This is a genomic window from Flavobacterium sp. PLA-1-15, from assembly GCF_049060005.1.
GTDB lineage: Bacteria > Bacteroidota > Bacteroidia > Flavobacteriales > Flavobacteriaceae > Flavobacterium.
This window is the reverse complement of the sequence record NZ_JBMGQS010000001.1, coordinates 131,652-156,931: the sequence shown is the minus strand read 5'-3', so window position 1 is coordinate 156,931 and position 25,280 is coordinate 131,652. Positions and strand designations below refer to the sequence as shown.

The following is a 25,280-nucleotide window of genomic DNA, read 5'->3' as shown; positions in this document are numbered from 1 at the left end:
AAAGCCGAAAATACTTTAGCTTTGCGTTTCTCAAATTTAATAAAATTAGGCGACCGTTGCGCCATTAGTTATAAACAAATTTATGTCAATAATTACCCTTACTACCGATTACGGACTGAAAGACCACTTTGTGGGTGCTTTGAAGGGTAAGATTTTATCTGAATTTGAAGAGGCGCAAATTATCGATCTTTCGCACGATATCGATCCATTCAACACAGTAGAAGCAAGTTATGTTGTGGGGGCCGGTTATTTGAGTTTTCCAAAAGGTACTGTGCATCTTATTGGTGTCGATTTGGAACGAAACAAGGAAACCCAGCATTTGGCGATTGAATGGAACGGTCATTTTTTTATTTGTGCCGATAATGGTATTCTAAGTATGCTTACACAGAAAATCATTCCACAGAAAATTGTCACCATCAATATCCACGACCGATTGCCTTCTGATGCTACTGATTTGGATGTATTTGTAACCGTTGCGTGTCATTTGGCAAAAGGCGGTTTACTGAATGTTATTGGCAAGGAAATCAACGCAATGAAAGAAGTTACCGAAATTCAACCTGTAATTGCCTCCGACGGAAATTCCATCAAAGGGCATGTGATTTACATCGATCATTTTGGGAATGTTATCATCAATATTTCCAAGAGTATTTTTATGGAAACAGCCAAAGGCCGTCCTTACGAAATCGAGATCAACAATGGCTTGAAACGAAACAAAACGACTTTAAAAAATATATGGCCAAAATATTCGGATATTGCCATTTCGGACAAATACGCTGTTAAGAATTTCGAAGGACAAAAATTAGCCATCTTCAACGAAGCGGGTTATCTTGAAATTGCCATTTTCCGAAGCAATCCTAATTCTGTAGGAAGCGCCTCGAGTTTGCTGGGTTTGTATTACAGGGATGAAGTGACGGTTGTTTTTGGGAAATAAGAGAAGTTGTAAGTTAGAAGCTAGAAATTTGATTTATAAATGAGTGCTTTAGTTTTGGAAATTCATAATTCATAATTCATAATTCATAATTCATAATTCATAATTCATAATTAAAATAAATGTTTGTACGAATAGTAAAATTGAGTTTTCACGAAGACAAGATTCCTGCATTTCTGGAAAATTTCGAATTGATGAAGGAAAAGATACGAAATGCACCCGGAAACCGTTTCTTAGAATTGTATCAGGACAAGAACAACAAGAGTATTTTTTTCACTTACAGTTATTGGGAAACTGAAGAAGATTTGGAAAACTATAGGAAATCGGAACTATTTAATGATATCTGGACGTATACGAAACAGTTTTTTAATGACAAACCCGAAGCTTGGAGTGTAGACAAATTGGCCAGCTTGAACTAATTTTAAAAATTAAAAATGAATATAATTCTGCGTAAAGCTTTTTATTCTTTACCCGTAAACTTCCGTTATGTGGCACGGCGAATTGCCTATTTACCGCAAGATTTGTTTACAAAAAGACATCCCTTGATGCCACCGAAAGGAATGATTTTTACAGGCGCCGGAAATTATATAGAAATCGGAAAACAATTCTTCGGATATTTTAAAAATTATGGAGAGTTGACTCCTGACGATTCCATTTTGGATATCGGTTCGGGTATTGGAAGAATGGCCGTTCCGTTTACCAAATTCCTTTCTGAAAAAGGCAGGTTTGAAGGTTTTGACATCGTTAAATCGGGTGTGGATTGGTGCAACAACAATATCGCAAAGAAATTCCCGAATTTCAATTTTAGGTTGATTCCCTTAAAGAATGATTTATACAATTTAAGTACAGAAGAGGTCGCATCAGATTTGAAATTTCCTTATCAAAATGATACTTTTGACTTTGTTTTCCTGACCTCTGTTTTTACCCACATGATGCCAGATGATTTGGAAAATTATGTAAAGGAAATCCACAGGGTTTTGAAGAAAGACAAAAAATGTTTCGCCACTTTTTTTATTCTAGATGAAGAATGCGAAAATTCGATGTCGAAAAACGGACACAAAAATTTTCCGCATAAATTTGGCAACTATTCGTTGATGGATAAGGCTGTAAAAGAAGCTAATGTTGGCTTTCAAAAGGAATACATCTTAAATTTGTTTGCTGAAAATGGTTTTGAGGTAACCGATTTCATCAGAGGCAACTGGTCTGGCGCACAACCCGGAATTCTAAACGAACATCAGGATATTTTAATTATTAAGAAAATTTAATGAAATCAATTTTACTACGAGAAATAAAATCCTTTTTCGGTTCACCGATAGGCTATCTGGTGATTGCCATTTTTCTTCTGCTCAACGGATTGTTCCTTTGGGTTTTTGAAGGCGATTTTAATATTTTAAACAGCGGTTTTGCCGATTTGAGTCCGTTTTTCACCTTGGCTCCATGGATCTTGATTTTCCTGATTCCGGCAGTAACCATGCGAAGCTTTTCAGATGAAAAGAAACAAGGAACACTTGAATTACTCTTGACTAAACCAGTCACAATCTGGCAGATAGTGAACGGAAAGTTTTTTGGAGCTTTGTTGTTAATTGTTATTGCAATCATTCCAACCTTGATTTACGTTTGGGTTATTTATGGTTTGGGATTGCCAGAAGGCAATATCGATTTAGGAAGCACTCTGGGTTCTTATTTTGGACTGTTATTTTTGATTTCGGCTTATACTGCCATCGGAATTTTCACTTCTACCCTTTCGGATAATCAAATTGTAGCATTTATTCTTTCGGTTTTCCTCTGCTTCTTTTTCTACTTTGGATTTGAAGGTTTGGCGGGTTATCTGACAAGTATCGAAAACATCATTTCATCATTTGGAATGGACAGCCATTTCAAGAGCATGAGCCGTGGTGTATTGGATACGAGGGACATTGTTTATTTTGTAAGTGTAACGGTTTTGTTTCTATCGTTTACTGTTTTTAAACTTAAATCTTTGAAATCGTAATGACCAGCTATACAAAGAATAACATCAAGAAACTGCTGATTACCATTGTAATCATTGTCATCTTAAACATCGTTGGAAATCAATTTTTTAAACGTTTCGATCTTACATCAGATAACCGGTATACTTTGTCTGAAACGACGCTTAACATCCTAAAAAATGTAAAAGAACCACTCATCATCGATATTTTTTTAGAAGGTGAATTTCCTGCTCAATTCAAACGCTTGCAAAGTGAAACACGACAGATTTTAGAAGAATTTAGAGCCTATAATCAAAATATCATTTTTAGATTTAATGATCCCTTGGCGGATGCTTCAACTTCTGAGCAATACATGGCCGAATTGATGGGCTACGGAATGACTCCAACCAATATCAACCAGAATGTAAAAGGAAAAAAATCACTTACGCCTGTTTTTCCTTGGGCAATTGCCAACATTGGAGAGAAATCCGTTATAGTACCGCTATTGGTCAATAATTTCGGCAATAATCCTGATCAAAACATCAATCAATCGGTCCAACTTTTGGAATTTGCTTTCACAGATGCGATTACAAAACTGACCACAATTGAAAAGAAAAAAATTGCCATCCTGAAAGGGAATGGAGAAATTAACGACAAATATCTGGCAGATTTTCTGATAAGCACAAAAGAATATTACGCCTTGGGCGAATTCAATTTGGATTCTCTAAAGGGCGATTTGCCTAAAACACTTGAAAACCTAAAACGTTTTGAAGCCACAATCGTAGCGAAACCTACCGAAGCTTTTTCAGACGAAGAAAAATACATTTTGGACCAATACATAATGGGTGGTGGAAAAGTCATCTGGCTTATCGATCAAGTGAACATCGACTTGGAGCATTTACAAAATCCGGAACAAGTAAGCTTGGCGACACCAATTGATTTAAATCTGGACGATATGTTTTTTAAGTATGGTGTTCGAATAAATACACGATTGGTTCAGGATTTATTATCTACTCCAATTACAGCAAAATCTGCCGAAGGTGCCGATTTTCCTATTGATTGGCTGTATTCTCCGATTATCAAATCAGAAGAAAATCATCCGATTAATAAGAATGTAAATCTCGTGAAATTGGAATTTGCCAACCAGATTGACACCTTAAAAAATAACATCAAAAAGACGGTTTTATTGAAAAGTTCACCTCAATCAAGAGTGGTTGGAGCGCCTGTTTTGGTGGGCTTGAATCAATTTATGCAGGAATTAGACGAATCTGTTTTTACAAACGGAAATCAAATCACAGGAGCTTTGCTGGAAGGTAACTTTACTTCCGCTTTTAAAAACAGAGTGAAGCCTTTTGCAATCGCAAAGCCTGCAGATGAAGGCGTTGCAAACAAAATGATTGTAATTGCCGATGGTGATATTGTAAACTATAATTCGGTAAACAAAAAACCGCTCGTAAATGGCTTGGACCAATGGACACAGCAGGTTTATGGCAACAAGGATTTCTTGATGAACTGCGTAAATTATCTTTTAGACGATAAAGGACTTATCAACATCCGAAGCAAGAACATCGAATTGCCTTTGCTAGACGACAAAAAAGTGGCTGATAAATATACGTTTTCACAAATTATAACTGTCGGATTACCAATAGTGATTCTTGGTATTTTTGGTTTTGTCTTTACTTTTTTAAGAAAAAAGAAATACAGCTAGGGGAAATTTCAAAAGACAAAAGACAAATAACAAAGCTAATTCTGCGAAGAAAAAATTTTTCTAAACTTCACATTTAAGTTTTTGAAATTTAAGCAATTAAATCTACTTATTTTTAATTCAAAATTTTTAATTTTTAATTAAATCTAAATGTTAATAAATTTGTTTCCGATATTTGATTCTTTAAGATATATTTGTGGAACATAAAAACAATACACTCCACAAAAAGTGTTTGATTTAAAAAAAATGACAATGAAGTTTATAGTATCGAGTTCGTACTTATTAAAACAATTACAGGTATTGGGAAGTGTTATCAACAGCAACAACACCTTGCCTATCCTAGATAATTTCCTTTTTGAATTAGACAATAATTTGCTGACTGTTTCGGCATCGGATTTGGAAACAACGATGTCTGCTACACTTGAAATTGATTCTACAAGTACCGGAAGCGTTGCCGTTCCTGCTAAGTTGCTTTTGGAAATCCTTAAAACATTCCCAGAACAGCCTCTTACTTTTACGGTTGAAGACAACAATACTATAGAAATCAGCTCTAATTCTGGTAAATATGCCTTGGCGTATGCTCCAGGAGAAGAATTCCCAAAATCAGTTAGCCTTGACGATCCATCTACTACTTTGGTTCCTGCTGATGTTTTGGCAACTGCCGTGAGTAAAACGATATTCGCTGCCGGAAATGATGATTTACGTCCGGTAATGTCAGGTGTTTTCTTCCAATTTTCTCCAGAAGGATTGACTTTCGTTGCAACGGATGCTCATAAATTGGTAAAATACGCAAGAACAGATGTGAAAGCGTCTCAGGTTGCCGATTTCATTATGCCTAAAAAGCCTTTGAATATCTTGAAGAGTATTTTAGGTGCTTCGGATGCGGAAGTTAAAATTGAATACAACGATTCGAATGCTACTTTTTCATTCGATAATTATATCTTGATGTGTCGTTTGATTGATGGAAAATACCCTAACTACGAAGCGGTAATTCCAAAGGAAAATCCAAACAAATTATTGATCAGCCGTACTCAATTCTTGAGTTCTGTTCGTCGTGTTGCGATTTTCTCTAACAAGACTACACACCAAATCCGTTTGAAAATTGCGGGTGCAGAATTGAATATTTCTGCAGAAGATATCGATTACTCAAACAAAGCAGAAGAGCGTCTGACTTGTGACTATCAAGGAGACGACATGCAAATTGGCTTCAACTCGCGTTTCCTTACCGAAATGTTAACCAACCTTCAATCGGATGAAATTCAATTGGAAATGTCTTTGCCTAACAGAGCAGGTATCTTGACGCCTGTTGACGGACTTGAAGATGGAGAAACCGTTACCATGCTGGTAATGCCGGTAATGTTGAACAACTAAGATTCGCTAATCAACCAACCATTTTTTATATTTAAAAACCGTCTTGTTTATTACGAGACGGTTTTTTTGCTTTACATCATTACCCCCACTTGACAGAAGTCATGTTCAAGGAACCTCCTACCATCTTGTCATTGAAGAAACTGATATCGTCTTCGGAATCCTGCAGAGCCATCGCATAAAGCAACGGATAATAATGGTCAGGCGTTGGAATGGCCAGTTTTGCTCCAGCTCCTAATTTCTCATAATCAATCAAAGCTTTGAAGTCGCTGTTGCCGATTTTTTCCTTGAAGATGGAGTTCATCTCGATGGCCCAATCAAAACCATAATTCGCTTCCTGCATCTTGTCCCAGGCAATCATTCTGAGGTTGTGTACCATATTCCCTGAGCCGATAATCAAGACTCCTTTCTTTCTTAAATCCTTTAATTGTTTTGCCAACTCAAAATGATATTGGGGTGGCTTGCTGTAATCAATGCTCAATTGCAAAACAGGAATGTCGGCATTTGGGTACATGTGTCTTACGACTGTCCAAGTGCCGTGGTCCAATCCCCAATCATGATCGAGGCCTACATCCGTAGAAGTGATTAATTTAGAAGTGGCTTCGGCCAAATCCGGACTTCCGGGTGCGGGATATTGCACGTCAAAAAGTTGTTGCGGAAAACCTCCAAAATCGTGTATGGTTTTTGGGTTGGGCATGGCCGTGATATGGGTTCCTCTAGTCAGCCAATGTGCTGATATGACCAACACTGCCTTTGGTTTTGGAATTTCCTTGCCAAATTTTGCCCAGGTTTGCGAAAACTCATTGTCTTCTATTCCGTTCATCGGCGAGCCGTGTCCTATAAACAATACTGGGTGTTTTTCGTCTTCCTCGTTCAGACTTTTGGTCCAATTATAAAATGGGTGTAGTGATGCCATGGTGACTCCTCCTATTATGGTTTTGATAAAATCCTTTCGTTCCAAATCATATTATATTTGTATATACAAATGTAAGCATTTATTAAATCGGAAAAGTTAAATAAATGCCATAAAAAAACGCCTTCAAAATGAAAGCGTCTTTTCTATTTTTCTAGGCTATATTCTCAATTCACCAAATAAATCCCATCTTCTTTGATCTCAATCAATTTATCTTTATACAAAGCACCAATGGCTTTCTTAAAGGTTTTTTTGCTCATTTGAAGTACGGTTTTGATGTCTTCGGGGTGGCTGTTGTCATTCAAACGAAGGAAACCACGGCTTGCACGAAGCTCATTTAGGATTTTTTCAGCATTGGGTTCGATTCTTTCATAGCCGATTTTTTCTAAAGAGACATCTATCTTGTTATCGGGGCGGATGGTTTTGATATAGCCTCTCATTCTGTCGCCTGTTCGGATGGAATCGTCATACACCTCATCTTTATACAACAAACCTTTATGCTGCTCGTTGATGATGACGTTGATGCCGATTTCGGTAATGTGCGAAACAATCAAATCGACCTCCTCGCCTCTTTCGACCGTTAGGTTTTCGTTGTTTAGAAACTGATTCGTTTTGCTGGAAGCCACCAAACGATTGGTTTTTTCATCCATATAGAGATAAACCAGATAACGCTTTCCTTTTTCCATCGGGCGGGCTTGCTCCTTGAACGGAACGAGGATGTCCTTTTCCATTCCCCAATCCATAAAGGCACCGACTTGGTTGGTATAATTCACACGCAAAAGTGCAAATTCATTCAACAAGATATAAGGTTCTAATGTGGTGGCAACGGGACGTTCCTCGTGGTCAAGATAGACAAAAACAGTCAGTTCATCGCCGATTCTAAAATCGTGTGGAACGTATTTGTTGGGCAAAAGGATGTCGTGGATGCCTTCGGGATCTTTTTCTTCATTGCCCAAAAACAAACCTACTTTGGTGTCTCTTAATATGGTAAGGGTGTTGTATTTTCCTATTTCAATCATTATAATGCTATTTTCAAAGTGCCAAAGGTACGAATAATGGGAGTGAAAGATTTAAAGAATTAAAGATTTAAGGATTCAAAACATAATTGGAATTATACTATTTGGGTTTTAGTCATACTAACGGTATTTAATTTCAGTAACGACATTTTAGATTTACTTTTTAGGGTTTCAATTCCAGTAATGGCATTTTAGTTCTAGAAACGATGTTTTAGATTTACTTTTTAGAATTTCAATTACAGTAGCGACGTTTCGATTCCAGTAAAGGCATTTCAATTTTTTAAATGTCGAATTCTACTAGCTGAGATTGAAATGTTGTGGTTTTACTAAAATATCTTATATCCCATAAAACAAAAACGAAATAACATAAAACCTCCGAGTATTAAAACTCGAAATTTGAAATAAAAAATTTAATACTATGGAAAACAGCAAGCAAGTTGCAGCATTAAACAATTTAATCGAGATCAACAACGACAGAATTGAAGGTTATGAAACGGCGGCAAAGGAAACAAACGACACTGATTTGCAAAGACTATTTGCAACGTTGAAAGTAACGAGCTTTGACAATCTTTCTGAACTTCGCGCCGAGGTAATTCGCTTAGGCGGCAACGTGGAAGAAGGTACTCGTATCACAGGAAAGTTTTTTAGAGTTTGGATGGATGTGAAGGCGGCACTAACGGGAAACAACCGTGGTATTATCCTGGACTCATGTGAATTTGGAGAAGACAAGGCATTGGAGGCCTACGAAACAGTGCTTGAAAATAGAGCAGATTTGTCATCGGAGCAAGTAATGTTGATTCAGAGCCAACAGGCTAAATTGCGTGCTGATCACGACAGAGTGAAGGCATTGCGCGATCAGGCAAATAACTAAATTTTTGTATTTAGTGGTTGCAACAGATCAATCAACAAAAAATCCTCCTTGTCTAAGGAGGATTTTTTAATTCTATGCATTTTGTTTTTCACTTCCAATAATTCCAAACCGTACCGTCAAAAACAGCTACCGCTTTTCGTACAGTGTCATAGCACATCATACCTGCAACAGGACTCTTTACGTTAAGATGCGGATTGGCGACATGGGGCAACACCATGGCCTTGTCTGCAGACTCCAATACCAAAACGCCTTCAGCTGCACTTTCTCTGGCACCAATTACTGTTTTCTTGGCATTATCTACCGAACCGCTGTAAGGTATCAGGTTGCTATTGCTGCCTGTACCCGATAACTCAACCCATACACCATTTTGACGCATCTTGACCTTGCTATCGTTTCGATCAAATAAAAAGGTTCCATTTTCTGGGGTTGCAGGTAGTGTTTCTACCGCAGGAAGAATAATTCCCTTGGTGGTTCCTGTAGCAAATTCCAGTACTGCCGATGGGCCTACCGTTTTTGTTTCTATACCTGTTTGTGCGTTGATCGTGTTGACCAATACCAAACTTACTACTGCTAACATCACTATTTTTTTCATCTTATCTATTTTTTTAATTACAATCTCTAGCCAAGCAATTCCAACTGCTTCCATTGTATAATTTCACGCAAGGCGGACTGTTGGACAAATCATATACCAGCATCCCTTCTGTTGGACTGGTGATGACACCCGTATTCGCCACCCTTGTAATCACGAAGCCTTGGTTTTTCGATTCGATAGCAATAAAGCCATTGGGTACATTTCCAGGCCATCCATTACCGAAGCCTTCTAAACTTGAAATACCAGTTTTGGTATAGCTATCCGGTGTACCGCCTGCAGGTGGATTGACACAAGATACTACCCTAAATGTTACTGATGCAAAACTTGTATTAGTTCCAACAGCAGCATCGGGATCTGTATCAGTTATTTGGTAGGTATAAGTATAAGTACCTGGCAGTGTTGTAGCGGGAACGGTAACTATACCGTTAGCCGGGTTAACGGTTGCATTTCCAGTTGTCCACACAGAATAATTAAAGCTAATATTTCCGCTTGTTGCAGTAGTAATGGTAACACCATTATAAGTGTCATTACCAAAAATAGATGGCAAGATTGTTTCTACCCCTTGAGTTACTGGTGTTCCTGTAAAATCATCATTATTGGCACAAATTGGTGCGTAAACAACTATCTCATTAGTAGGCGAATAACAGGTATTTGCCGCATCGAAGAAAGAAGCATAGTACTTGGTTGTACCAGTTAGTGCCGTAACATCTGTGATTTTGTTAGCATTAGTTGCTGGGGTTCCTGTATGCCAGGTTAACGTTGTCGTTGCTGGCTTATTAGATGCCGTTAGCCCGCTTAAGTTTGCTGTGCTAGCTCCGCATGGAATATTATAAGAAGAATTTACATTGTCATAGTTAGTAGCAGAATTGATTGCTGGGGCAGCAGTTCCTGCATCGCAACAATTATATGTTAAAGTGATTGTATTGGTGTTTTTAAAAACTACTCCCCTGTGATTTTCAGTAACTCCACGACCAGATGCACGGTAGGCAAGATATCTCCAAACATAGTTTTGGCCTAACTCAAATTCGCTATTTAAAGTAAAAGAAGTTGCAGCAGGTGAACCCAATGCAGGAGCGTGTTGAATAAGGGGCTTAAGCCCGTATCCGCTATAAAGCTGAGTACCTCCATTTTGTAAATTAGAGGCATTCCATCCTTGCACATTAAATGTTTCGTCAATAATTTTAACCCCGGAAGGAAGCGATGATGGTAAAGCTATATTCAATGTAAAAGTTCCGAGTTGTTCTAGTTCGCCAGTTCTTAGAAACTCTGTATATGCCCTATCCAACGATATGTTACCAGGAAACGGATAGGTATAATAAGTAGGTGAAATTCTTGTATTAAGTGAGGGTAAAGAATTATAAACACTACCTGTACCGCCGTTAGATGTGTCAATGCCTAATATCAAATCCCCATTGTCAACTCTTATTTCTCTCCATTGATTGTCGATGCCACTTTTGTTATTCAAATCACTATAGGTTACTGGAACAATCAATGGTTCGGCTACACCAGGAATTGCTGCACCGCTAGTTCTTGTATAATAAAGATTTAGTGTACCTCCATTAACTGCTATTGTATTATTAGCGACTGTTTGGGCTACGTTCAATGTATAAGTACTTTGCGCACAAGACGCATTATTTTCAATTCTTGTAGTAACGATTGAGGTATTATTTGAAAGATCGCTATCAAGAGTGGCAGTTGCCGTTGCAGTATTCGTAATTGTGCCAGAAGTACCAGCTGTTCCAGTAACAGTAAACACCACAGCACTACCATTTGGAAGCGATGGAATAGTTAGACCCGCACCCTGCAAGCCTGCTATCGTAACTGATGCTGGGCAACTTGCAGAACCTCCATTACCAGGGCCAGCTTCACAAGCTATACTCGTCACGGTAAAATTACTAACTGCAGGATCGGTTATCACTACATTGGTAGCATTAGCGGGACCATTGTTGGTGACATAAATTTTATAAGTCAAGGAACCATTAGGCACTACACTCAATGGTCCTGATTTATTAACTTGAATGTCTGCACTTGGAGTAACTCCAAAACGGTAAACAGTATTATTAGCAAGATCGGCAGCACCTAAAGTTACCGTAAACTCTCCATCTGCTGTACCATCATTTGGACCACTAGTAAAACTTTCCCCTACTGTTGCCCAACCAGCAGGTAATTCTTTTGCTGGTGCAGGTTGCCCTTCAACACCTTGATTTTTACTGAGTTGAAATTTAACGACATCACCTGTAATAAAATTACCGGAAGGAAAAGTAAACAAACCTGTTGCATCCACCAACGCGGTAGTCAAAACATTGCCATTACTAGCAATTGCGTTTACATAAAGTGAGTTGGCTGTATTCCAAGTGCCACCACCAGTGCCACCACCATCAATTGTAGTATTGCCATTATTATCTCTATATACTGTTCCGCTTGGTCTGATGCCTGATAAAGAAACACTCACTATAAAGCCATCACCAGAGTTTGTATTTGGGTTATAAGACCAATTTATATTTCCTTGACCCTGTGCTTTCAGGTAGATGCGGAATGTAAGAGTGCTAATATCTGTACCATTTACCTGAACCGAACCACTAGAACCTCCAGAACCAGTATTTGCATGAAAAGTTGGTGCCGAATTGCGTATTTCAGTACCGTTTACTATAGAAAATTCTGGCGACCCAGATAATCTGGTTAATGTTAATCCTGGTGAAATCAATACAAATTCTGAGCAAATTGGCATATACCCAACATTAACAATATTGCCCAAACCCGAAAAATGCAAAATAGGATTAGAAACAGGTGTATTAAAAGTGAGTACCAAATCTGCCATTTGATAAATCACCGATGAGCCAGCAGCAGGTAGTGGAGCATTACTCTCATGCAAAGGTCTTGTGCTGGGGTAAATTTCTACACCACGATTTGTAGAGGTGGAAATACCCTCACTGCCTGGAGTTGCACTGCCTCCAAAAGATCTAAAATGGCTCGCATTTGCGCCACCAAGATAATTGATTACAGGATAAAGTGACTCTGGACCAGCTCCAGCGCTACTTGTTGAAATACCACCACCAAACATTACACCCACACCTGGAGATGCGGTAGAAGTTCTTTGCTGGTTAGTCAATGAAAACGTAACCGTTTTTGCTGGTGTTTGTGTTGTAAAAGTATTGCCAGTTGGATTATTGGTATTCCTTTGAAGAGTTACAACTTGATTGGCTAATGTGGGACCGCTTGCAATTGTACTAGCTCCACCAGAAGCAAACTCCAATGATGGGCTCTGAGCCAGCAAATCATTGGTTATAAACACTGAAAACAGGATAGCATATAGAAAACAGTATTTCATATGAAGCAATTTTATACTTGTAAAGGGTTAAAATTTCAATAGAGTATATCAAAATAATTGCAATAAATGGAGATTCGTTTGTACTAAAACTCATTCCATCTCGGTGGTACGATATTGTTGGGAAAGATTTTTATTTATTGTCTATCATTCGTCTCAATCTTGCATTAAATCTTTTTTTGAAGTGCCGATTTTAGAAGCGCAAAATTAGATTACAGCACATGGTTTCGCAAAAAACAGACTACTCGAAAACTACTTAATTTATGTAAAACACTACATATCAAAATATTAAATACTGTCGATATAGTTTCTAATCCAGAGAATAAAGTTCTCCTCTGGTGCGACATGAAGCTTTTTACGTAAGCGGTAGCGAACTCCCTCAACGGTACGCAAAGCCTTAAAAGTATAATTGGCAATATCCTTTGTAGTAAAACCTAGATAGTGATAGGCTACTATGGTAAGCTCTGCAACGGTAAGCTTTTCATTAAGCATCATCATCTTTTTTAGAAAATCGGGATAGACCTCCTGAAAGCGTACCAAGAATTGAGGGTTGTTCTTTTTGGCGAGTTGCACCAATTCCTCGAACGTTTCATTGACCCTTTTGTTTAATCCTTCAACAGTAAGATCCTTTTCCTCCAATTTCTCTGTAAACCGTGCTTTCTGTCGTCTTTGTTTGTTTCTATAAAAGAAAAATACTACTGATCCCAACAGGAGTATACTCCCTCCTGCTATTCCCAGAATGCGATACTGATTTATCCGTAATTTGTCCTGTTCTTCTTGATTTTGTTCGTGGATAGCACTGAGAATATATTCCGTACTTTTTTTGTGTTGGTCATTGACAACCTGTGTTTTTTTGAGATAGAGAGACAGGTACTTTTTTTCGTTTGCCAAATCTCCCATTTTACCATATAGCTCCGAAATTGACAAATAAACGTCTAGAAAATCGAAAAGATTGATATTTCTGGCTTCAGCATCTGCAACACATTTCAGGTAGTATTCCAAAGATTTAGCTGTATTTTTATCGCTATAAAATTTACCCAGATAATAATACTCTGAAAACAAGCTGGAATGATGGTACTTTGCCTTGATTGCTAAACTTTTATTGAAAAGAGTCAGGGCGGAATCTATATTCTGGCTTCTTTCATATACAATAAAGGCTTCCTTAGAATAAAAATCAGCTATCGTATTATACATTTCCGCCTCTGGTTCTGAAAAGAGCAGACTTTTTACGATTTGATTGTATTTTTTTACGGAGTCATGCTGTTCTCTTTTAGTATAAATAGAAGTAATAAGTTCGCATGTATTTCTTAAGTTAAGTCTTTCACCCTTTTTATCCGGATATTGAGAAAGTGTGGCAACATTTATATACGCTAATTTAAGTGCCTGTTTTTCTAGCCCCATACGCCAAAAGACTGCAGATTCCAGTAATCGCAGTTTGCTCATGGTTAGCTCATTACCTGGAGGGCTCGCTTTTTTCCCTTTAGTTGCATAGGCTAATGATTCGCTGTTGAGTCCCATGTTATAACTCAATAGGCATAGTGAAAAATAGCATTCAGCCATTTTTTCTTGAATGTTGTACTGATTTGCCAATGATGAAGCCTTTAGGGCATAATAAAACGCTCCTTTATCATTACCATCATTAATTTGCGTGTCGCATAATTGCAATAAAGAATCTATCGCAATTTCTTCTTTTGTTTGTGCAGAGGCAGTGTCTGCAGAAAAGGCAATCAAAAGGAAAGCCAGTATAATTTTTAAAGAATTCATGAGGGGATTGCTAGTGCTTTAGCAAATATACTATTAATCACATTAAATTCTTTCGGACTGCGTTTTTTTTAAGTTTACTGTACAGATTTATCTGCGATTCGTTACAACCTGAAATAGAAAGTATCTTTACTAAAACGATTTTTCTGGAATTGCCAGTTCATTTCTAACACTCTCTTTAATATTTGTTCCAGCATGCTGAAACTTGTGGGCTTGGTAATATAGATATTTGCACCGCTTACTAACGCCTCTTCTATATCCTTTTCGGAACTAGAAGTTGAATATATTGCCACTGATAAGTCTTTCGTCTTTTCATTTCTCCTTATTTCAGTAAGTGTCTGAAATCCATTTACAAATGGCATATTTAAGTCCAAGAAGACAAGATGTGGTAAGTCAGACTCTATTGTGTGCAGATAATTTAGTAGATCCTTTCCGTCATTGAAAATTTCCAAAGTAAAGTTTGTATTTACTTCCCTTAAAGCTAAATCAAACATTTCACAATCATCTAAATCATCATCTGCAAGCACTATACGGAACTTTTCTATAGATTTCTTCATTTTTATATATGTTTAGTTTTTTGGCATCAGTAAATGTATATTTTCAATAGCACAATTCCAGAAATAAAAACCGTATCGCACGTAGGAATACAATAAATTCCCTCTAAAATATTTATAATGAACTCTTTTAGAAGTACCTGAAAGATAAAGAGCTTTACTATACTTGAGATTTCCTTTAAAAAGAAATAAAATGTAGTTCAACTAGAAACACTAAATTTCTCTTTAAAGTCTAAAATTACTAAATAATAGTATTTTATCCTCTTAATTTTAATAAAAAAAATGTCTTGCATCGTCATCGAAAACATGCGCGAACCAGGGAAATCACTCCATAAAAATATCATGATAAGCTGTACGACGGCAACGAACTGGAAATCATCAGGCAAGATTGAGCTGGGAAACTTCTTGATTAGAAGTGCCAGCTTGGACAAACCATTTGGCATTTTCAAGTAGATGTCGGATAATTTTTGAGTAATATTTGTTTTTAATGCCTAGGTTTTCTTCCCTTTCATGCAATTGTTCGTTTCAGATAATAATACCGTGAATACAGATTAGAATCATTATATTTCGCCTTGATCGCAAAACTTTTATCAAACTGTGAAAGGGGTTCTACAAAAAAAAGCGAACATTAAATGCTCACTTTTACTAATTACCCCTTAACAATATTAATCCCAATCGTTTATTCACTCTTTTCACTTCCAATAATTCCAAACCGTGCCGTCAAAAACAGCCACAGCTTTTCGGACAGTATCATAACACATCATCCCCGCCATCGGACCCTTAACTGTCAGGTGTGGATTGGCAACATGAGGCAAAACCATTGCCTTGTTGGCCGATTCCAATACCAATACGCCATCGGCACTACTCTCCCTCGCTCCCATAACCGTTTTCTTGGCATTGTCAACTGTACCGCTGTAAGCTACCAGAGTGCTGTTGCTTCCCGTACCCGACAATTCCACCCATGCATTGTTCTGGCGCATTTTGACTTTACTATCATTCCGATCAAAAAGAAAGGTTCCATTGGCAGGTGTGGCAGGCAATGTTTCCACAGCTGGCAAGATAATCCCTTTGGTGGTACCCGTAGCAAATTCAAGTACAGCCGAAGGTCCGACTGTTCTGGTTTCAATACCGGTTTGCGCATTGACAGTATTGGTCAATACCAAACTTGCTACTGCTAACATTACTATTTTTTTCATCTTATATCTTTTTTTTAATTGCAATCTTTAGCCAAGCATTTCCAAGCGCTTCCGTTGTATAGTTTCACGCAGGGCGGACTGTTGGAAAGGTCATACACCAACATCCCCTCAGCAGGGTCCGTGATAACACTTGTATTGGCTACCCTTGTAATCACAAAGCCTTGGTTTTTTGACTCTATGGCAATGAAGCCATTCGGCACATTGTTAGGCCATCCGTTGCCAAAACCTTCCAAGCTGGAGATTCCTGTTTGGGTATAGCTGTCGGGAGTACCAGTAGCAGGGTCATTAAAACAGCAAGCCACAATGGACACACTTTGAGACGAACCTATTCCCTGTCCTACATCTGCACCTATATCTGCTGCACCACCACTATTTACCAAATTCGGCACTCCATTTGCGTTTACTGTGCCGGTAATGCTTCCTGCTCCGTTCAAATTTGAACTCACTACGTTTTCGTCTCCTTCAACGGCATCAAAGCAACCATCTCCGTCACTATCTAAATCTAAGTAATCTGGGGTACCGTCACCATCGGTATCGCGGTGGTTTACATAGGTTATCGTATTCGACAAAACACTGATTAACCCACGATATCCTGAATTTTCGGCATTACCAGCAACTGCACTATTATCAAAAGCCGTGTATAGCCAATTTTCGGTTCTGCCATAATTTGTTGTATAGGTCGCAGTAGTACCTTCACCTCCACCACTTACTAAATCAATCATTCTGGCATAATATGCCGACTGATAATCTGTAGTATTGGTATAGCTAGCATTGTGTACCGACCATAAACGCAAATTGGTTTGTGTACTGTAACTGGAAAGTTGACCTGTTGTAGATGGTAAATCACCTATGGTGGTTTTGAAAGTACCCAGTTGATCGATCCGGTTGGTCAATAGCAACCATCTGATTTTATCATCTGTAATAGTTAAAGCACTGGGCGAGCCCGTAATTTCCTCTGCTGTTGTGTTATTAACAGGTAAACTGGTGTATAAAGATGCGGTATTCGGTAAAATTGATAAGATGCCGCTCCAATCGAATGCACTTTGCCAAGTGTGGTTTACCCCGGTGGCAGTATTGCTAAAATCCGTGAATGTAAACGGTACGTTAAAGCTGGTTCCCAGACCGGCAACTGCCGTACCTGAAGTTAAGTTATAAACCAAGTTAAAAGAGCCTCCATTGGTTCCAAAGCTTGCATTGGCATTTGTCACAGATGAGGGAATATTCATGGTATATACAGAGGTTGAAATGGCGTAGCCCTCATCTGTATCTAAAATCCCGTCATTATCGTCGTCCAGATCCACATCGTTGGTAATTCCATCACCATCCGAATCAACCGATGCACATTCATTCCATATCTTGGCAAAAGCCCGGCCAATACCTTGTCCAAGGTCGCCGCCAATGTCTGCAGCTCCACCGCTATTCACCAGATTGGGAATACCATTGGAATTTACACCTCCGGTGATTCTTCCGTTGCCATCGATATTGGCTGGTAAAACATTTTCGTCTCCCTCACGTGCATCCGGGCAGCCGTCGCCATCGGCATCGTTATCCAAGTAGTTGGCAATGCCATCCGCATCGATATCTGAAAGACACGCACCTGGTTTTGGGTTTGCAGATGGCATATAATTAGTAGCATTGACTACGGGCGTGATTTCTTGGATATTAGCTGTTCCGAGCAAACCGCTTGTTGCATTGCCCCCTGAAGCCGTACCAATGTACCTGATTTGATAATAACGATAAGGTGTGCTTGAGGTAACAGTAAAAGTAACCGTTGCCGTGTGCAATTGCTCACCTGCCGCGGCAGATATTGCCGTATAGTCTACACCATCGTTAGAGCCATACAACACACCATACCTGGAAGTGGTTGATACCATCCCGTTGGTGGTTTGGGTAACAGCCAGTGACGATAATAAGATACTGGTTGGATAGGAGATATTAAAAATTGCAGTACCCGATGTGATGGTTTGTCCTGCAAAGTTAAATGGGTTTGTATCAGAAGTATTCCGATTGTATAACGCCGGAATATCATTACTAGCCGTTGGGTCGCCAGAGGCACCATTAAATGGGGAAGTAATGCGTACCAAAGTTTGCGCTTCCTGCGAGGTGTAAAAACAGCCCGGACTTTCATCCGCATCCAGAATTCCGTCGTTGTCATCATCCAAATCGCAATAGTCGGACACACCATCTCCGTCGGTATCCGGGTTAGTTGGGGATACCATACAGGGATTAATTACAGGGGTTACTGTTGAGGTATTGTTTCCCGGTATCAGGTCGTTTTCATTTCCCGTAATGGTAGCCGTATTGGCATAGGTTCCTGAAGCCTTTACGGTAGCTGTAATGGTTAAGGTTTCCGTGGCCCCACTATTCAAAGTACCAATTGTCCAAAGCCCTGTACTTTGGTTGTAGTTGGCGTTCCCGTTTGTTGCGGTATGGCTTACATAAGTATAACCCGACGGCAATAAATCCTGAACGGTTACACCGCTACCGTTATCCGGGCCGTTATTGGTCGCTACCATAGTAAAAACCGCATTTCCTCCTGGCGCAAGCGTTGCACTATTTACGGTTTTGGTTACAGCAAAATCAGAAACAAGCGGAATCGAAAGCCCGAATACGAATGCTTCATAAGCTTGAATCCCACCCCAGTCACCAACCGCATTAAAGCGACCTCCATCACCCCTGATATGTACTTTCATAGTAATGGTGGTAATCCCTGTTCCGTTAATCCTTATCGAGCCAGATAAGAAATTAGCAATACCAGTAGTGTTGTCGTAAAGATCAGTCGAATTATTGAAAATACGATTTCCGCTTGCTGAAAGAAAGGTGGTACCCGATAATTTGCTTAAACTAATAGTCGTATTACTGGCTATATTTTCAAACTCCATAGACCACCCCTGTACGGTTGGCGTATTTCCGTTACCTCCTCCTGATCCTCCGATATGCAATACCGGGTTATCCACAGGCCGGTTGAAAGTAATGGTCATATCTGCCACGTGATAGCTTCCGGTAGCTGGTCTTGAAGCAGTTACCAATGGATAAAGATACATCTGCATTCTAATGGCATGATTTGAAGCTAGGTCGATGCCCTGACCCGCCAGAATGGGATCACTACTGGTACTGGTATAGGTACTGTTGGCACCTACACCCGCTGGAACACCTGTACCACTCATCGGGCCATAAATTGCGTTCGCAGCTAAACCTGCATATCCCAAAACAAAAGCACCACCTGAAAAATTTGGATGGCTATACTGTTGGTTGGAAAACGTAATAGTGGCACTAACGGCAGGGCTTGTCGTGGCAAAATTAGAATTGGTGGTATTATTTGTGTTTTTTAGAAAATTAATGGTTGTGGAATAGACTGGTCCGTTGCCTGTGGGATTTCCATCACCGGTAATTTTTCCAAACTCCAAAGAAGCTCTTTGAGCCATAGATTCAGTTGTACTTAAAAGCATTACCATTATTAAAGTGAGGTAATACCCTAATATGGTTTTGATTGTTTTCATTTTTAACTCAAAAATTAAAGTTTATTAATAGTTGATTTTATCAAAAAATTTAAAATAGGGTGCAATAAGTATATTTTAGATTTAATTTGCAGGGATTGTTAAGAGAATTAAAACCAAAGTTGGCATATTGGTATTGCATCCAATGCTACCGCAAAGCTGTGCAAAGGCAGTGTTGCTTATCGCAAGTAGTAATATTGTGATAATAAAAAATGGAGTTCGTCCTAACATTTGTTGGGATTGATTCATAAATGTTTTTTTTAGTACAAGTTATATAGCGCTACAGGAGAGCTTTTTTTGTAAGTTTAAATTCCTGTTTTGAGGCTTCTGTCTTTTTAAATTTTGGAGTGTATCTTTTAACGCTGGTAAAATAAAAAGCGTAAAATTTTAGGTAGGTGAAAGTATTTAAATTGACTCTGCAAAGCTATGGCTACTACAGAAAAAACACAAAAAAAGAGGATACCATCATTGCACTATTTTTACATAAAAACCTAACTATCAGTATAAAAAAAACTGAATCATAACAAGGTTTAAAAAACTAGTAATAGAATTACTGTTATTTTTATAGCTGTATAGCGACTATCAAAATAGCAAAGTAGTAGCTTTTTTGGTAGGAGTTGTATTCTTTTAGGCCCTGTTCGCATAAAAAAACCTTATCTTTTTATGGATAAGGTTGAGAATGGAGGTTGTAATCTTATAATTTTTTAAACCATAATTCGATATCTTCTTCAGAAGGAATATTCAATTTGCCCCGTAAATTTTGCCGACGGTTGCGTACGGTATTGACCGATTTGAAGGTATACTTGGCAATATCTTTTGTCGTAAATCCTAAAAAAAAGTAGGCACACAAGGTCAGTTCTGTAACCCTTAGTTTGGGATTGATTTGAAGCAATCTCAAAACAACTTCGGGATACACTTCCTTGAAACGGGTAAAGAATTCAATGCTGTTTTCCTTCGCCAATTGGATTACCTCTTCAAAAGAATCATTGACTCTTTGCTTTAGATCGTAGTTTTCTTCCTCTTTTTGATGGATAATTGTTTCTTGCTCCGTTAGCAGTTGTTCGGTTTTAAGAGCAATTACTTTTTTCCTTTTCAGGTAGACATATAAAAAAATACCACCAACCACTAGAAATCCTAAGACCAGTGACAGCAGTAGCGTATAATTCTTTTTAGCGGCCAATGTCTCTTCTGATTTTGTCTGCATCATCAAGGTTACCGCTACATCTACGTTTTGCTGTTGTACAATTTTTAAACTGTCATTAAATACAGTGTATTTTTTCAGATAAAGATTTTGCCTTTCTGGATTTTTCAGTTCCTCATAAACGCCTGCCAGCACTCTGTTAATGTCATTGTCTTCCTTAAATTTAGATTTTCGTTCTTTAGCATTCTGCTCTGCTTTGTGATAATATGCTATGGCTTTCGCATTATCTCCTTTCAAATAATAGTAATCACCAAATCCTAAATATTCACGTGCTAAATCTTGGTTGTGATATTTTTTTCTAAGATCATAGGTTTTCTGGAAATAATAAAGCGCCGAATCATTCTCTTTTTTAAACTCTAATAATAAATACCCCTTCATCCTTAAAGTTGTTACCATCTTATGGTAGGTTTCTTTCTCTGGGAATTTGTTGAAAATGGCTTCTTGTTTTTTAACGTAATAAAAGGCAGAATCTGCATTTCTGAGATTATAATGGTAGATACTGATTTCACTGTAAGCATTATTTAAAAGCAGTAATTCTTTGTAGGATTTAGATTGGGACAGTAAACTTACAGACTTTCTCTGGTAGGTTAAAGACTGTGCACCCAAGCCCATTTTGGCATAATTGAACGCATAAACTTGGTAAACCCTTGCTTTGAAAAAAACATCTTTATTCTCAAAGTTCATCTTCATTACCCTATTCAGATACTCAATACTTTCTTTTTGAAGTTCCAGTCCCGCCAAGCCATCTGCAAAATAGAGGTAGATTTGTGGTAATTTTTCTGTGTTGTGGGTTTTTAAAGCCAAAACTTCTGCTTCTTTCGCATATTTTATAATTTCTAAATAGTCCATAGCAAAGAATTCCTTATGCGCTTTGGCAATAAGCACATCTATTGCTTTAACACTTTCATCCTGAGAATCACTGCAGGACAAACATGCCAACAACACACATACCAGTAATGTTTTTAGAAAAGAAAGACGGTTTAAAATCATAAAGAACACTAAATTTATAAAGCACAAAAAAACAAAATAAAAGCGAATAGAACTGTAATGCTTCAATAAAAACACATGCACTACGGGTGAAACTACAAATAGTTTAGTCTTGATGAAATCTAAGATAATTTCTTCGTGAAAAGGAACATCATTTTACAGAAAACTCCGCGATTGAGGTTACATACGGTTAGTTGCTGCCACTGGTTAATCTTGTATTTTTTGAACTGTAAATTTTTCTTTATTGTCAGCGCTATGAAAATTGAATTTTAAATTCAAATTTATAAAACCTCTTTCTATTTTTGCTATTGACGAATGATTGTCACATCTAAACCAAACTTCATTAGCATACAAACTATATTTACCTCTTTCGCAGATTTGATTTGCTAATAAATCAGATATTTCAAATTTACCATTTTCATAAAGTTTTAATTGCACTTTATTTTCATTCGATGAATTTGAATTTATCAAAACGTAGTTTCCAATTAAATCATTTTGAGTTAGATTTTCGCTTCGTTTTTTTTCAACGATTTTATAAGCGATTGCGAAAATGATTATAGAAAAAGGTATTAAAAAAAATAGGCAACCCAATTTTAAAATTGGCTTACGACGTTGAATTTTCCCAACGACCATTAATACAAAACCAACTAAAAATAATAAAATCAGAATTGAAATAATTAATTGAATAAATGTCATAACTGGTTCTTGTTTTATCGGATTTTTCAGGTGGTCGTGCTAACGTTCTGGTGCTTTGCGATGGTGGGACAATCCCTGCTTGCCGGCAGGCAGGGAAGCACAAATCTTCAATTTTGCACAAAAGTTGAACCGAAGAACTGTCGTTGAACTTTGCTGTTTCGCCCCACTATTGCAAAACCCTTCCTATGTTTGCAATTCCTTAAATTCCTTAAATATAAAACTATAAAAAGAAAGAACAAATGAGCAGCACAAGATAGGCAAACCCTTTAAGCATAAAGCTTCGCTAACATGATTATCCCTGCTCATTTTCTTGCCTCAAACCGTACAGTTTATTTGAACATAAAGTTCGTGCTAGGATCGTTGGTTGAAGTCAAGACCTGTTCTCTCAATTAAAAATAAAAGTATATAAAATGCAACACAAAAACAACTATTGCGGCATCGATGTTTCCAGCGAAACCCTGGATCTTTTTTTCAAAAACAAGGAAGGAAATCTGCAGCATCTGCAGGTCACAAATTCAGCTACGGGTTTTAGAAAAATGCTCAAGGAATCGGGTAAGGAAACCCATTTCGTGATGGAAGCCACCGGGGTCTACCATCTGAACCTGATTTTCTTCTTAAAGGAACAGGGCATTGCCTTTAGTGTCGTGAACGCACTCCAGATCAGGCGCTACATCCAGATGCACCTGGAACGCAACAAATCGGACAAAAAAGATGCAAAACGAATCTATGAATATGGTGTCGACCGCAATCCAGAAAGCTACGCCATGCCCGATACAGCCTACTTCGAGTGCCGTTCCCTGAACAATGCCATCCATGATCTGACCAAGGAAATAACCAAGTTCAGCAATCAGATTCACAGCACTAAAAAGTGTCCTTATGAGACCAAAACCATAGAGAAAAGCTTCCAGAAAATCATCAAGAAACTCAAGGAGGAAAAGCATAATTTAGAAGAACTGCTGCAACAAAAACTCATCGAATGGGAAGCAGAAACCCTCAAATTAGTAACCAGCATAAAAGGCATCGGAACCAAGGCCGCGGCCGAACTGATCATCTACACCCAGGGATTCAAGGACATGAATTCCTACAAGCAACTGATCTCCTATGCAGGGCTGAGCCCAACCGAATACCGGAGCGGAAGCAGCATCCGCGGACGTGTCCGGATATGCAAGCAGGGAGGAAAGCAACTGCGCCACATCCTGTACATGTGTGCCCTGAATGCCAAGAAGACAAACGCACAGTGCAGGGCACTTTTTGACCGACTGGTGGAGAAGGGAAAGAACAAAAAAGCAGCCATAATTGCCGTATGCAACAAGCTGCTCAAGATCGTTTTCGGGGTAGTTAAAAACAGAACAATGTACCAGGATAATTTTATTGTAAAAAGTGCTTAAAATGTTTGGTTTTTTACACAGTTCATGTTACCTGCAGTCTTTTATTGTTCACGTCTAAAACCACTCATTTGAGTATCCTTCAATTACTCATCGAATATTTCGCATACCATTGTTAGGCACAATCTAAATTACAAAAATATCCTTTGTGAAAAAAAAGCAGGTTGTTGAACCTGCTTTTTTTATAATAGTCTTATGCAAGACTTTGTCCTATCGGTAAGTGGGTGCTTAATACAACCCTGTTCCAGAGGTTGATTGTAATTATGGCAGTTATAATATCTGCAATTTGAGTTTCGCTAAAAAACTGTAATGCGGTTGAATAGGTGTCATCTGACAATCCATTTTGATGGATTAATGTTATCTCTTCCGTTATCGCCAACACTACTTTTTCTTCTTCCGTAAAAATATCTTCAGCCTCTCTCCAAGCATTCAGTAAAAAAATGCGCTGATTTGTTTCTCCACTTTTAATTGCGTCTTGAGTGTGAATGTTGATACAATAGGCACAGCCATTAATTTGTGAAGCACGGATTTTTATAAGTTCTTTGGATGTTTTAGATATAGAAGCCTTTGAAAGATACATTTCTAAACCAACCATCGCTTTTAGTGCACTTGGTGCAACTTCCTTAAAGTTAAATCGTTTTTGCATTATATAATTCTTTTTAAATTGTTTACTGCAAAATTGGAAAATAAGGAAATAAAAAAACTTAAACTGGTTTAAGAAAGAAGCCTCTTTCGGATTTCGCTTAAATACTCGGGAGTGAAACCTAGATAAGAAGCGATTAAATATTGGGGAACACGTTGCACAAATTCGGGATGATTTCTAACGGCTTGGAAATAAAATTCTTCTTTTGAAAACGAAAAAAGAAATTTAATGCGCTTTTGAGCCGCTGCATAAGCCCGCTGGTAAACAAAACGAAAATAGCGTTCCATTACAGGAAATTCTTTTAATAATTTTTCCTGTTTATCTTGAGTGATATAAAATACAATAGATTTTTCTACAGCCTGAATATAAAATTCCGTAGGAATTTGGTTTTCGTAGGCAAAGTTATCTGTAAGCCACCAGGTTTCAATGGCAAATTCAGTGGTTTGTTCAGTGCCTTTTTCGTTGATGTAAAACTTTCGTAACAAACCGCTCAAAACAAAATAATGATGCCTGCAAATTTGCCCCTCCTCTAATAGGTTTTCTTTTTTGGCGACCTCTTTCGTGTCAAAGAATTTTTTGATTTCTTCAAATTCATCGTCAGAAACTTTTGCGAATTTAGTTATATGTTTTTTGAAAATTTCGGACATCTTTGATTTACACGATTTGGGTTTAAGATTGCAGGTAACGTTCCGCGGC

General features: G+C 38.1%; 21 protein-coding genes. 9 read left to right on the top strand and 12 right to left on the bottom strand.

The window, feature by feature from the left end; translation table 11 throughout:
- Positions 1-82: 82 nt before the first annotated feature.
- The 6 genes from ACI6PS_RS00685 to dnaN all read left to right on the top strand — a co-directional run bounded on the left by ACI6PS_RS00685 (position 83) and on the right by dnaN (position 5,950).
- Positions 83-931, top strand: coding sequence for an SAM hydrolase/SAM-dependent halogenase family protein (locus ACI6PS_RS00685; protein WP_421010614.1), 849 nt, complete (start codon positions 83-85; stop codon positions 929-931).
- 119 nt (positions 932-1,050) lie between these two features.
- Positions 1,051-1,347: a putative quinol monooxygenase gene (locus tag ACI6PS_RS00680; RefSeq protein ID WP_421010613.1), complete on the top strand. Its 297-nt coding sequence runs from the start codon at positions 1,051-1,053 to the stop codon at positions 1,345-1,347.
- A 15-nt stretch (positions 1,348-1,362) separates the two neighbouring features.
- Positions 1,363-2,193: a class I SAM-dependent methyltransferase gene (locus ACI6PS_RS00675; protein ID WP_421010612.1), complete on the top strand. Its 831-nt coding sequence runs from the start codon at positions 1,363-1,365 to the stop codon at positions 2,191-2,193.
- Positions 2,193-2,918 (top strand): gliding motility-associated ABC transporter permease subunit GldF, encoded by a 726-nt coding sequence (gldF, locus tag ACI6PS_RS00670; RefSeq protein ID WP_421010611.1) that lies wholly within the window; start codon positions 2,193-2,195, stop codon positions 2,916-2,918. The genes ACI6PS_RS00675 and gldF overlap by 1 nt, the downstream gene beginning before the upstream one ends.
- Positions 2,918-4,582, top strand: a complete 1,665-nt coding sequence (gldG, locus tag ACI6PS_RS00665) for a gliding motility-associated ABC transporter substrate-binding protein GldG (RefSeq protein ID WP_421010610.1) — start codon at positions 2,918-2,920, stop codon at positions 4,580-4,582. The genes gldF and gldG overlap by 1 nt, the downstream gene beginning before the upstream one ends.
- 249 nt (positions 4,583-4,831) lie before the next feature.
- Positions 4,832-5,950, top strand: a complete 1,119-nt coding sequence (dnaN, locus tag ACI6PS_RS00660) for a DNA polymerase III subunit beta (protein ID WP_421010609.1) — start codon at positions 4,832-4,834, stop codon at positions 5,948-5,950.
- A gap of 79 nt (positions 5,951-6,029) precedes the next feature.
- Here dnaN and ygiD read toward each other — a convergent pair whose 3' ends face one another.
- Positions 6,030-6,863 (bottom strand): 4,5-DOPA dioxygenase extradiol, encoded by an 834-nt coding sequence (gene ygiD / locus ACI6PS_RS00655; protein WP_421010608.1) that lies wholly within the window; start codon positions 6,861-6,863, stop codon positions 6,030-6,032.
- 164 nt (positions 6,864-7,027) lie between these two features.
- On the bottom strand, positions 7,028-7,879 hold the full coding sequence (locus ACI6PS_RS00650; RefSeq protein WP_421010607.1) for a S1 RNA-binding domain-containing protein: 852 nt from the start codon (positions 7,877-7,879) through the stop codon (positions 7,028-7,030).
- A gap of 415 nt (positions 7,880-8,294) precedes the next feature.
- On the opposite strand from ACI6PS_RS00650, the gene ACI6PS_RS00645 reads away from it, so the two are divergent.
- On the top strand, positions 8,295-8,747 hold the full coding sequence (locus ACI6PS_RS00645; protein WP_421010606.1) for a ferritin-like domain-containing protein: 453 nt from the start codon (positions 8,295-8,297) through the stop codon (positions 8,745-8,747).
- Between the two features lie 88 nt (positions 8,748-8,835).
- Here the strand turns inward: ACI6PS_RS00645 and ACI6PS_RS00640 are convergent, their stop codons facing one another.
- The 4 genes from ACI6PS_RS00640 to ACI6PS_RS00625 all read right to left on the bottom strand — a co-directional run bounded on the left by ACI6PS_RS00640 (position 8,836) and on the right by ACI6PS_RS00625 (position 14,982).
- The gene (locus tag ACI6PS_RS00640; protein WP_421010605.1) at positions 8,836-9,339 is read right to left on the bottom strand and encodes a hypothetical protein; all 504 of its coding nucleotides are present in this window, start codon (positions 9,337-9,339) and stop codon (positions 8,836-8,838) included.
- 13 nt (positions 9,340-9,352) lie between these two features.
- On the bottom strand, positions 9,353-12,667 hold the full coding sequence (locus ACI6PS_RS00635) for a hypothetical protein (RefSeq protein ID WP_421010604.1): 3,315 nt from the start codon (positions 12,665-12,667) through the stop codon (positions 9,353-9,355).
- A 285-nt stretch (positions 12,668-12,952) separates the two neighbouring features.
- The gene (locus tag ACI6PS_RS00630; RefSeq protein WP_421010603.1) at positions 12,953-14,428 is read right to left on the bottom strand and encodes a helix-turn-helix transcriptional regulator; all 1,476 of its coding nucleotides are present in this window, start codon (positions 14,426-14,428) and stop codon (positions 12,953-12,955) included.
- Positions 14,429-14,529: 101 nt separating this feature from the next.
- Entirely contained in the window at positions 14,530-14,982 is a 453-nt protein-coding gene (locus tag ACI6PS_RS00625) for a response regulator (protein WP_421010602.1), read from the bottom strand.
- Positions 14,983-15,261: 279 nt separating this feature from the next.
- On the opposite strand from ACI6PS_RS00625, the gene ACI6PS_RS00620 reads away from it, so the two are divergent.
- A complete protein-coding gene (locus tag ACI6PS_RS00620) occupies positions 15,262-15,432 on the top strand; it encodes a hypothetical protein (RefSeq protein ID WP_421010601.1) in 171 nt (56 codons plus the stop codon).
- A gap of 239 nt (positions 15,433-15,671) precedes the next feature.
- Here the strand turns inward: ACI6PS_RS00620 and ACI6PS_RS00615 are convergent, their stop codons facing one another.
- From ACI6PS_RS00615 to ACI6PS_RS00600, 4 genes are all read right to left on the bottom strand, one after another.
- Positions 15,672-16,175, bottom strand: a complete 504-nt coding sequence (locus tag ACI6PS_RS00615; protein ID WP_421010600.1) for a hypothetical protein — start codon at positions 16,173-16,175, stop codon at positions 15,672-15,674.
- 14 nt (positions 16,176-16,189) lie between these two features.
- The gene (locus ACI6PS_RS00610) at positions 16,190-19,675 is read right to left on the bottom strand and encodes a DUF11 domain-containing protein (RefSeq protein ID WP_421010599.1); all 3,486 of its coding nucleotides are present in this window, start codon (positions 19,673-19,675) and stop codon (positions 16,190-16,192) included.
- Between the two features lie 691 nt (positions 19,676-20,366).
- Positions 20,367-21,863 carry a helix-turn-helix transcriptional regulator gene (locus ACI6PS_RS00605; protein ID WP_421010598.1) on the bottom strand — a complete coding sequence of 499 codons (1,497 nt, stop codon included), beginning with the start codon at positions 21,861-21,863 and terminating at the stop codon, positions 20,367-20,369.
- A 204-nt stretch (positions 21,864-22,067) separates the two neighbouring features.
- Positions 22,068-22,556, bottom strand: a complete 489-nt coding sequence (locus ACI6PS_RS00600) for a hypothetical protein (RefSeq protein WP_421010597.1) — start codon at positions 22,554-22,556, stop codon at positions 22,068-22,070.
- A 410-nt stretch (positions 22,557-22,966) separates the two neighbouring features.
- On the opposite strand from ACI6PS_RS00600, the gene ACI6PS_RS00595 reads away from it, so the two are divergent.
- Positions 22,967-23,944, top strand: coding sequence for an IS110 family transposase (locus tag ACI6PS_RS00595; protein ID WP_421010596.1), 978 nt, complete (start codon positions 22,967-22,969; stop codon positions 23,942-23,944).
- Between the two features lie 190 nt (positions 23,945-24,134).
- Here the strand turns inward: ACI6PS_RS00595 and ACI6PS_RS00590 are convergent, their stop codons facing one another.
- Together ACI6PS_RS00590 and ACI6PS_RS00585 are read right to left on the bottom strand one after the other, a co-directional pair.
- A complete protein-coding gene (locus ACI6PS_RS00590) occupies positions 24,135-24,587 on the bottom strand; it encodes a carboxymuconolactone decarboxylase family protein (RefSeq protein WP_013407616.1) in 453 nt (150 codons plus the stop codon).
- Positions 24,588-24,655: 68 nt separating this feature from the next.
- Positions 24,656-25,231, bottom strand: coding sequence for a Crp/Fnr family transcriptional regulator (locus ACI6PS_RS00585; protein WP_421010595.1), 576 nt, complete (start codon positions 25,229-25,231; stop codon positions 24,656-24,658).
- Positions 25,232-25,280: the final 49 nt, after the last annotated feature.

What these genes read in the sequence shown, in the direction of transcription:
- ACI6PS_RS00685 (WP_421010614.1), top strand. Translation starts at nt 83, where the DNA reads ATGTCAATAATTACCCTTACTACCGATTACGGACTGAAAGACCACTTT.
- ACI6PS_RS00680 (WP_421010613.1), top strand. Translation starts at nt 1,051, where the DNA reads ATGTTTGTACGAATAGTAAAATTGAGTTTTCACGAAGACAAGATTCCT.
- ACI6PS_RS00675 (WP_421010612.1), top strand. Translation starts at nt 1,363, where the DNA reads ATGAATATAATTCTGCGTAAAGCTTTTTATTCTTTACCCGTAAACTTC.
- gldF (WP_421010611.1), top strand. Translation starts at nt 2,193, where the DNA reads ATGAAATCAATTTTACTACGAGAAATAAAATCCTTTTTCGGTTCACCG.
- gldG (WP_421010610.1), top strand. Translation starts at nt 2,918, where the DNA reads ATGACCAGCTATACAAAGAATAACATCAAGAAACTGCTGATTACCATT.
- dnaN (WP_421010609.1), top strand. Translation starts at nt 4,832, where the DNA reads ATGAAGTTTATAGTATCGAGTTCGTACTTATTAAAACAATTACAGGTA.
- ygiD (WP_421010608.1), bottom strand. Translation starts at nt 6,863, where the DNA reads ATGGCATCACTACACCCATTTTATAATTGGACCAAAAGTCTGAACGAG.
- ACI6PS_RS00650 (WP_421010607.1), bottom strand. Translation starts at nt 7,879, where the DNA reads ATGATTGAAATAGGAAAATACAACACCCTTACCATATTAAGAGACACC.
- ACI6PS_RS00645 (WP_421010606.1), top strand. Translation starts at nt 8,295, where the DNA reads ATGGAAAACAGCAAGCAAGTTGCAGCATTAAACAATTTAATCGAGATC.
- ACI6PS_RS00640 (WP_421010605.1), bottom strand. Translation starts at nt 9,339, where the DNA reads ATGAAAAAAATAGTGATGTTAGCAGTAGTAAGTTTGGTATTGGTCAAC.
- ACI6PS_RS00635 (WP_421010604.1), bottom strand. Translation starts at nt 12,667, where the DNA reads ATGAAATACTGTTTTCTATATGCTATCCTGTTTTCAGTGTTTATAACC.
- ACI6PS_RS00630 (WP_421010603.1), bottom strand. Translation starts at nt 14,428, where the DNA reads ATGAATTCTTTAAAAATTATACTGGCTTTCCTTTTGATTGCCTTTTCT.
- ACI6PS_RS00625 (WP_421010602.1), bottom strand. Translation starts at nt 14,982, where the DNA reads ATGAAGAAATCTATAGAAAAGTTCCGTATAGTGCTTGCAGATGATGAT.
- ACI6PS_RS00620 (WP_421010601.1), top strand. Translation starts at nt 15,262, where the DNA reads ATGTCTTGCATCGTCATCGAAAACATGCGCGAACCAGGGAAATCACTC.
- ACI6PS_RS00615 (WP_421010600.1), bottom strand. Translation starts at nt 16,175, where the DNA reads ATGAAAAAAATAGTAATGTTAGCAGTAGCAAGTTTGGTATTGACCAAT.
- ACI6PS_RS00610 (WP_421010599.1), bottom strand. Translation starts at nt 19,675, where the DNA reads ATGAAAACAATCAAAACCATATTAGGGTATTACCTCACTTTAATAATG.
- ACI6PS_RS00605 (WP_421010598.1), bottom strand. Translation starts at nt 21,863, where the DNA reads ATGATTTTAAACCGTCTTTCTTTTCTAAAAACATTACTGGTATGTGTG.
- ACI6PS_RS00600 (WP_421010597.1), bottom strand. Translation starts at nt 22,556, where the DNA reads ATGACATTTATTCAATTAATTATTTCAATTCTGATTTTATTATTTTTA.
- ACI6PS_RS00595 (WP_421010596.1), top strand. Translation starts at nt 22,967, where the DNA reads ATGCAACACAAAAACAACTATTGCGGCATCGATGTTTCCAGCGAAACC.
- ACI6PS_RS00590 (WP_013407616.1), bottom strand. Translation starts at nt 24,587, where the DNA reads ATGCAAAAACGATTTAACTTTAAGGAAGTTGCACCAAGTGCACTAAAA.
- ACI6PS_RS00585 (WP_421010595.1), bottom strand. Translation starts at nt 25,231, where the DNA reads ATGTCCGAAATTTTCAAAAAACATATAACTAAATTCGCAAAAGTTTCT.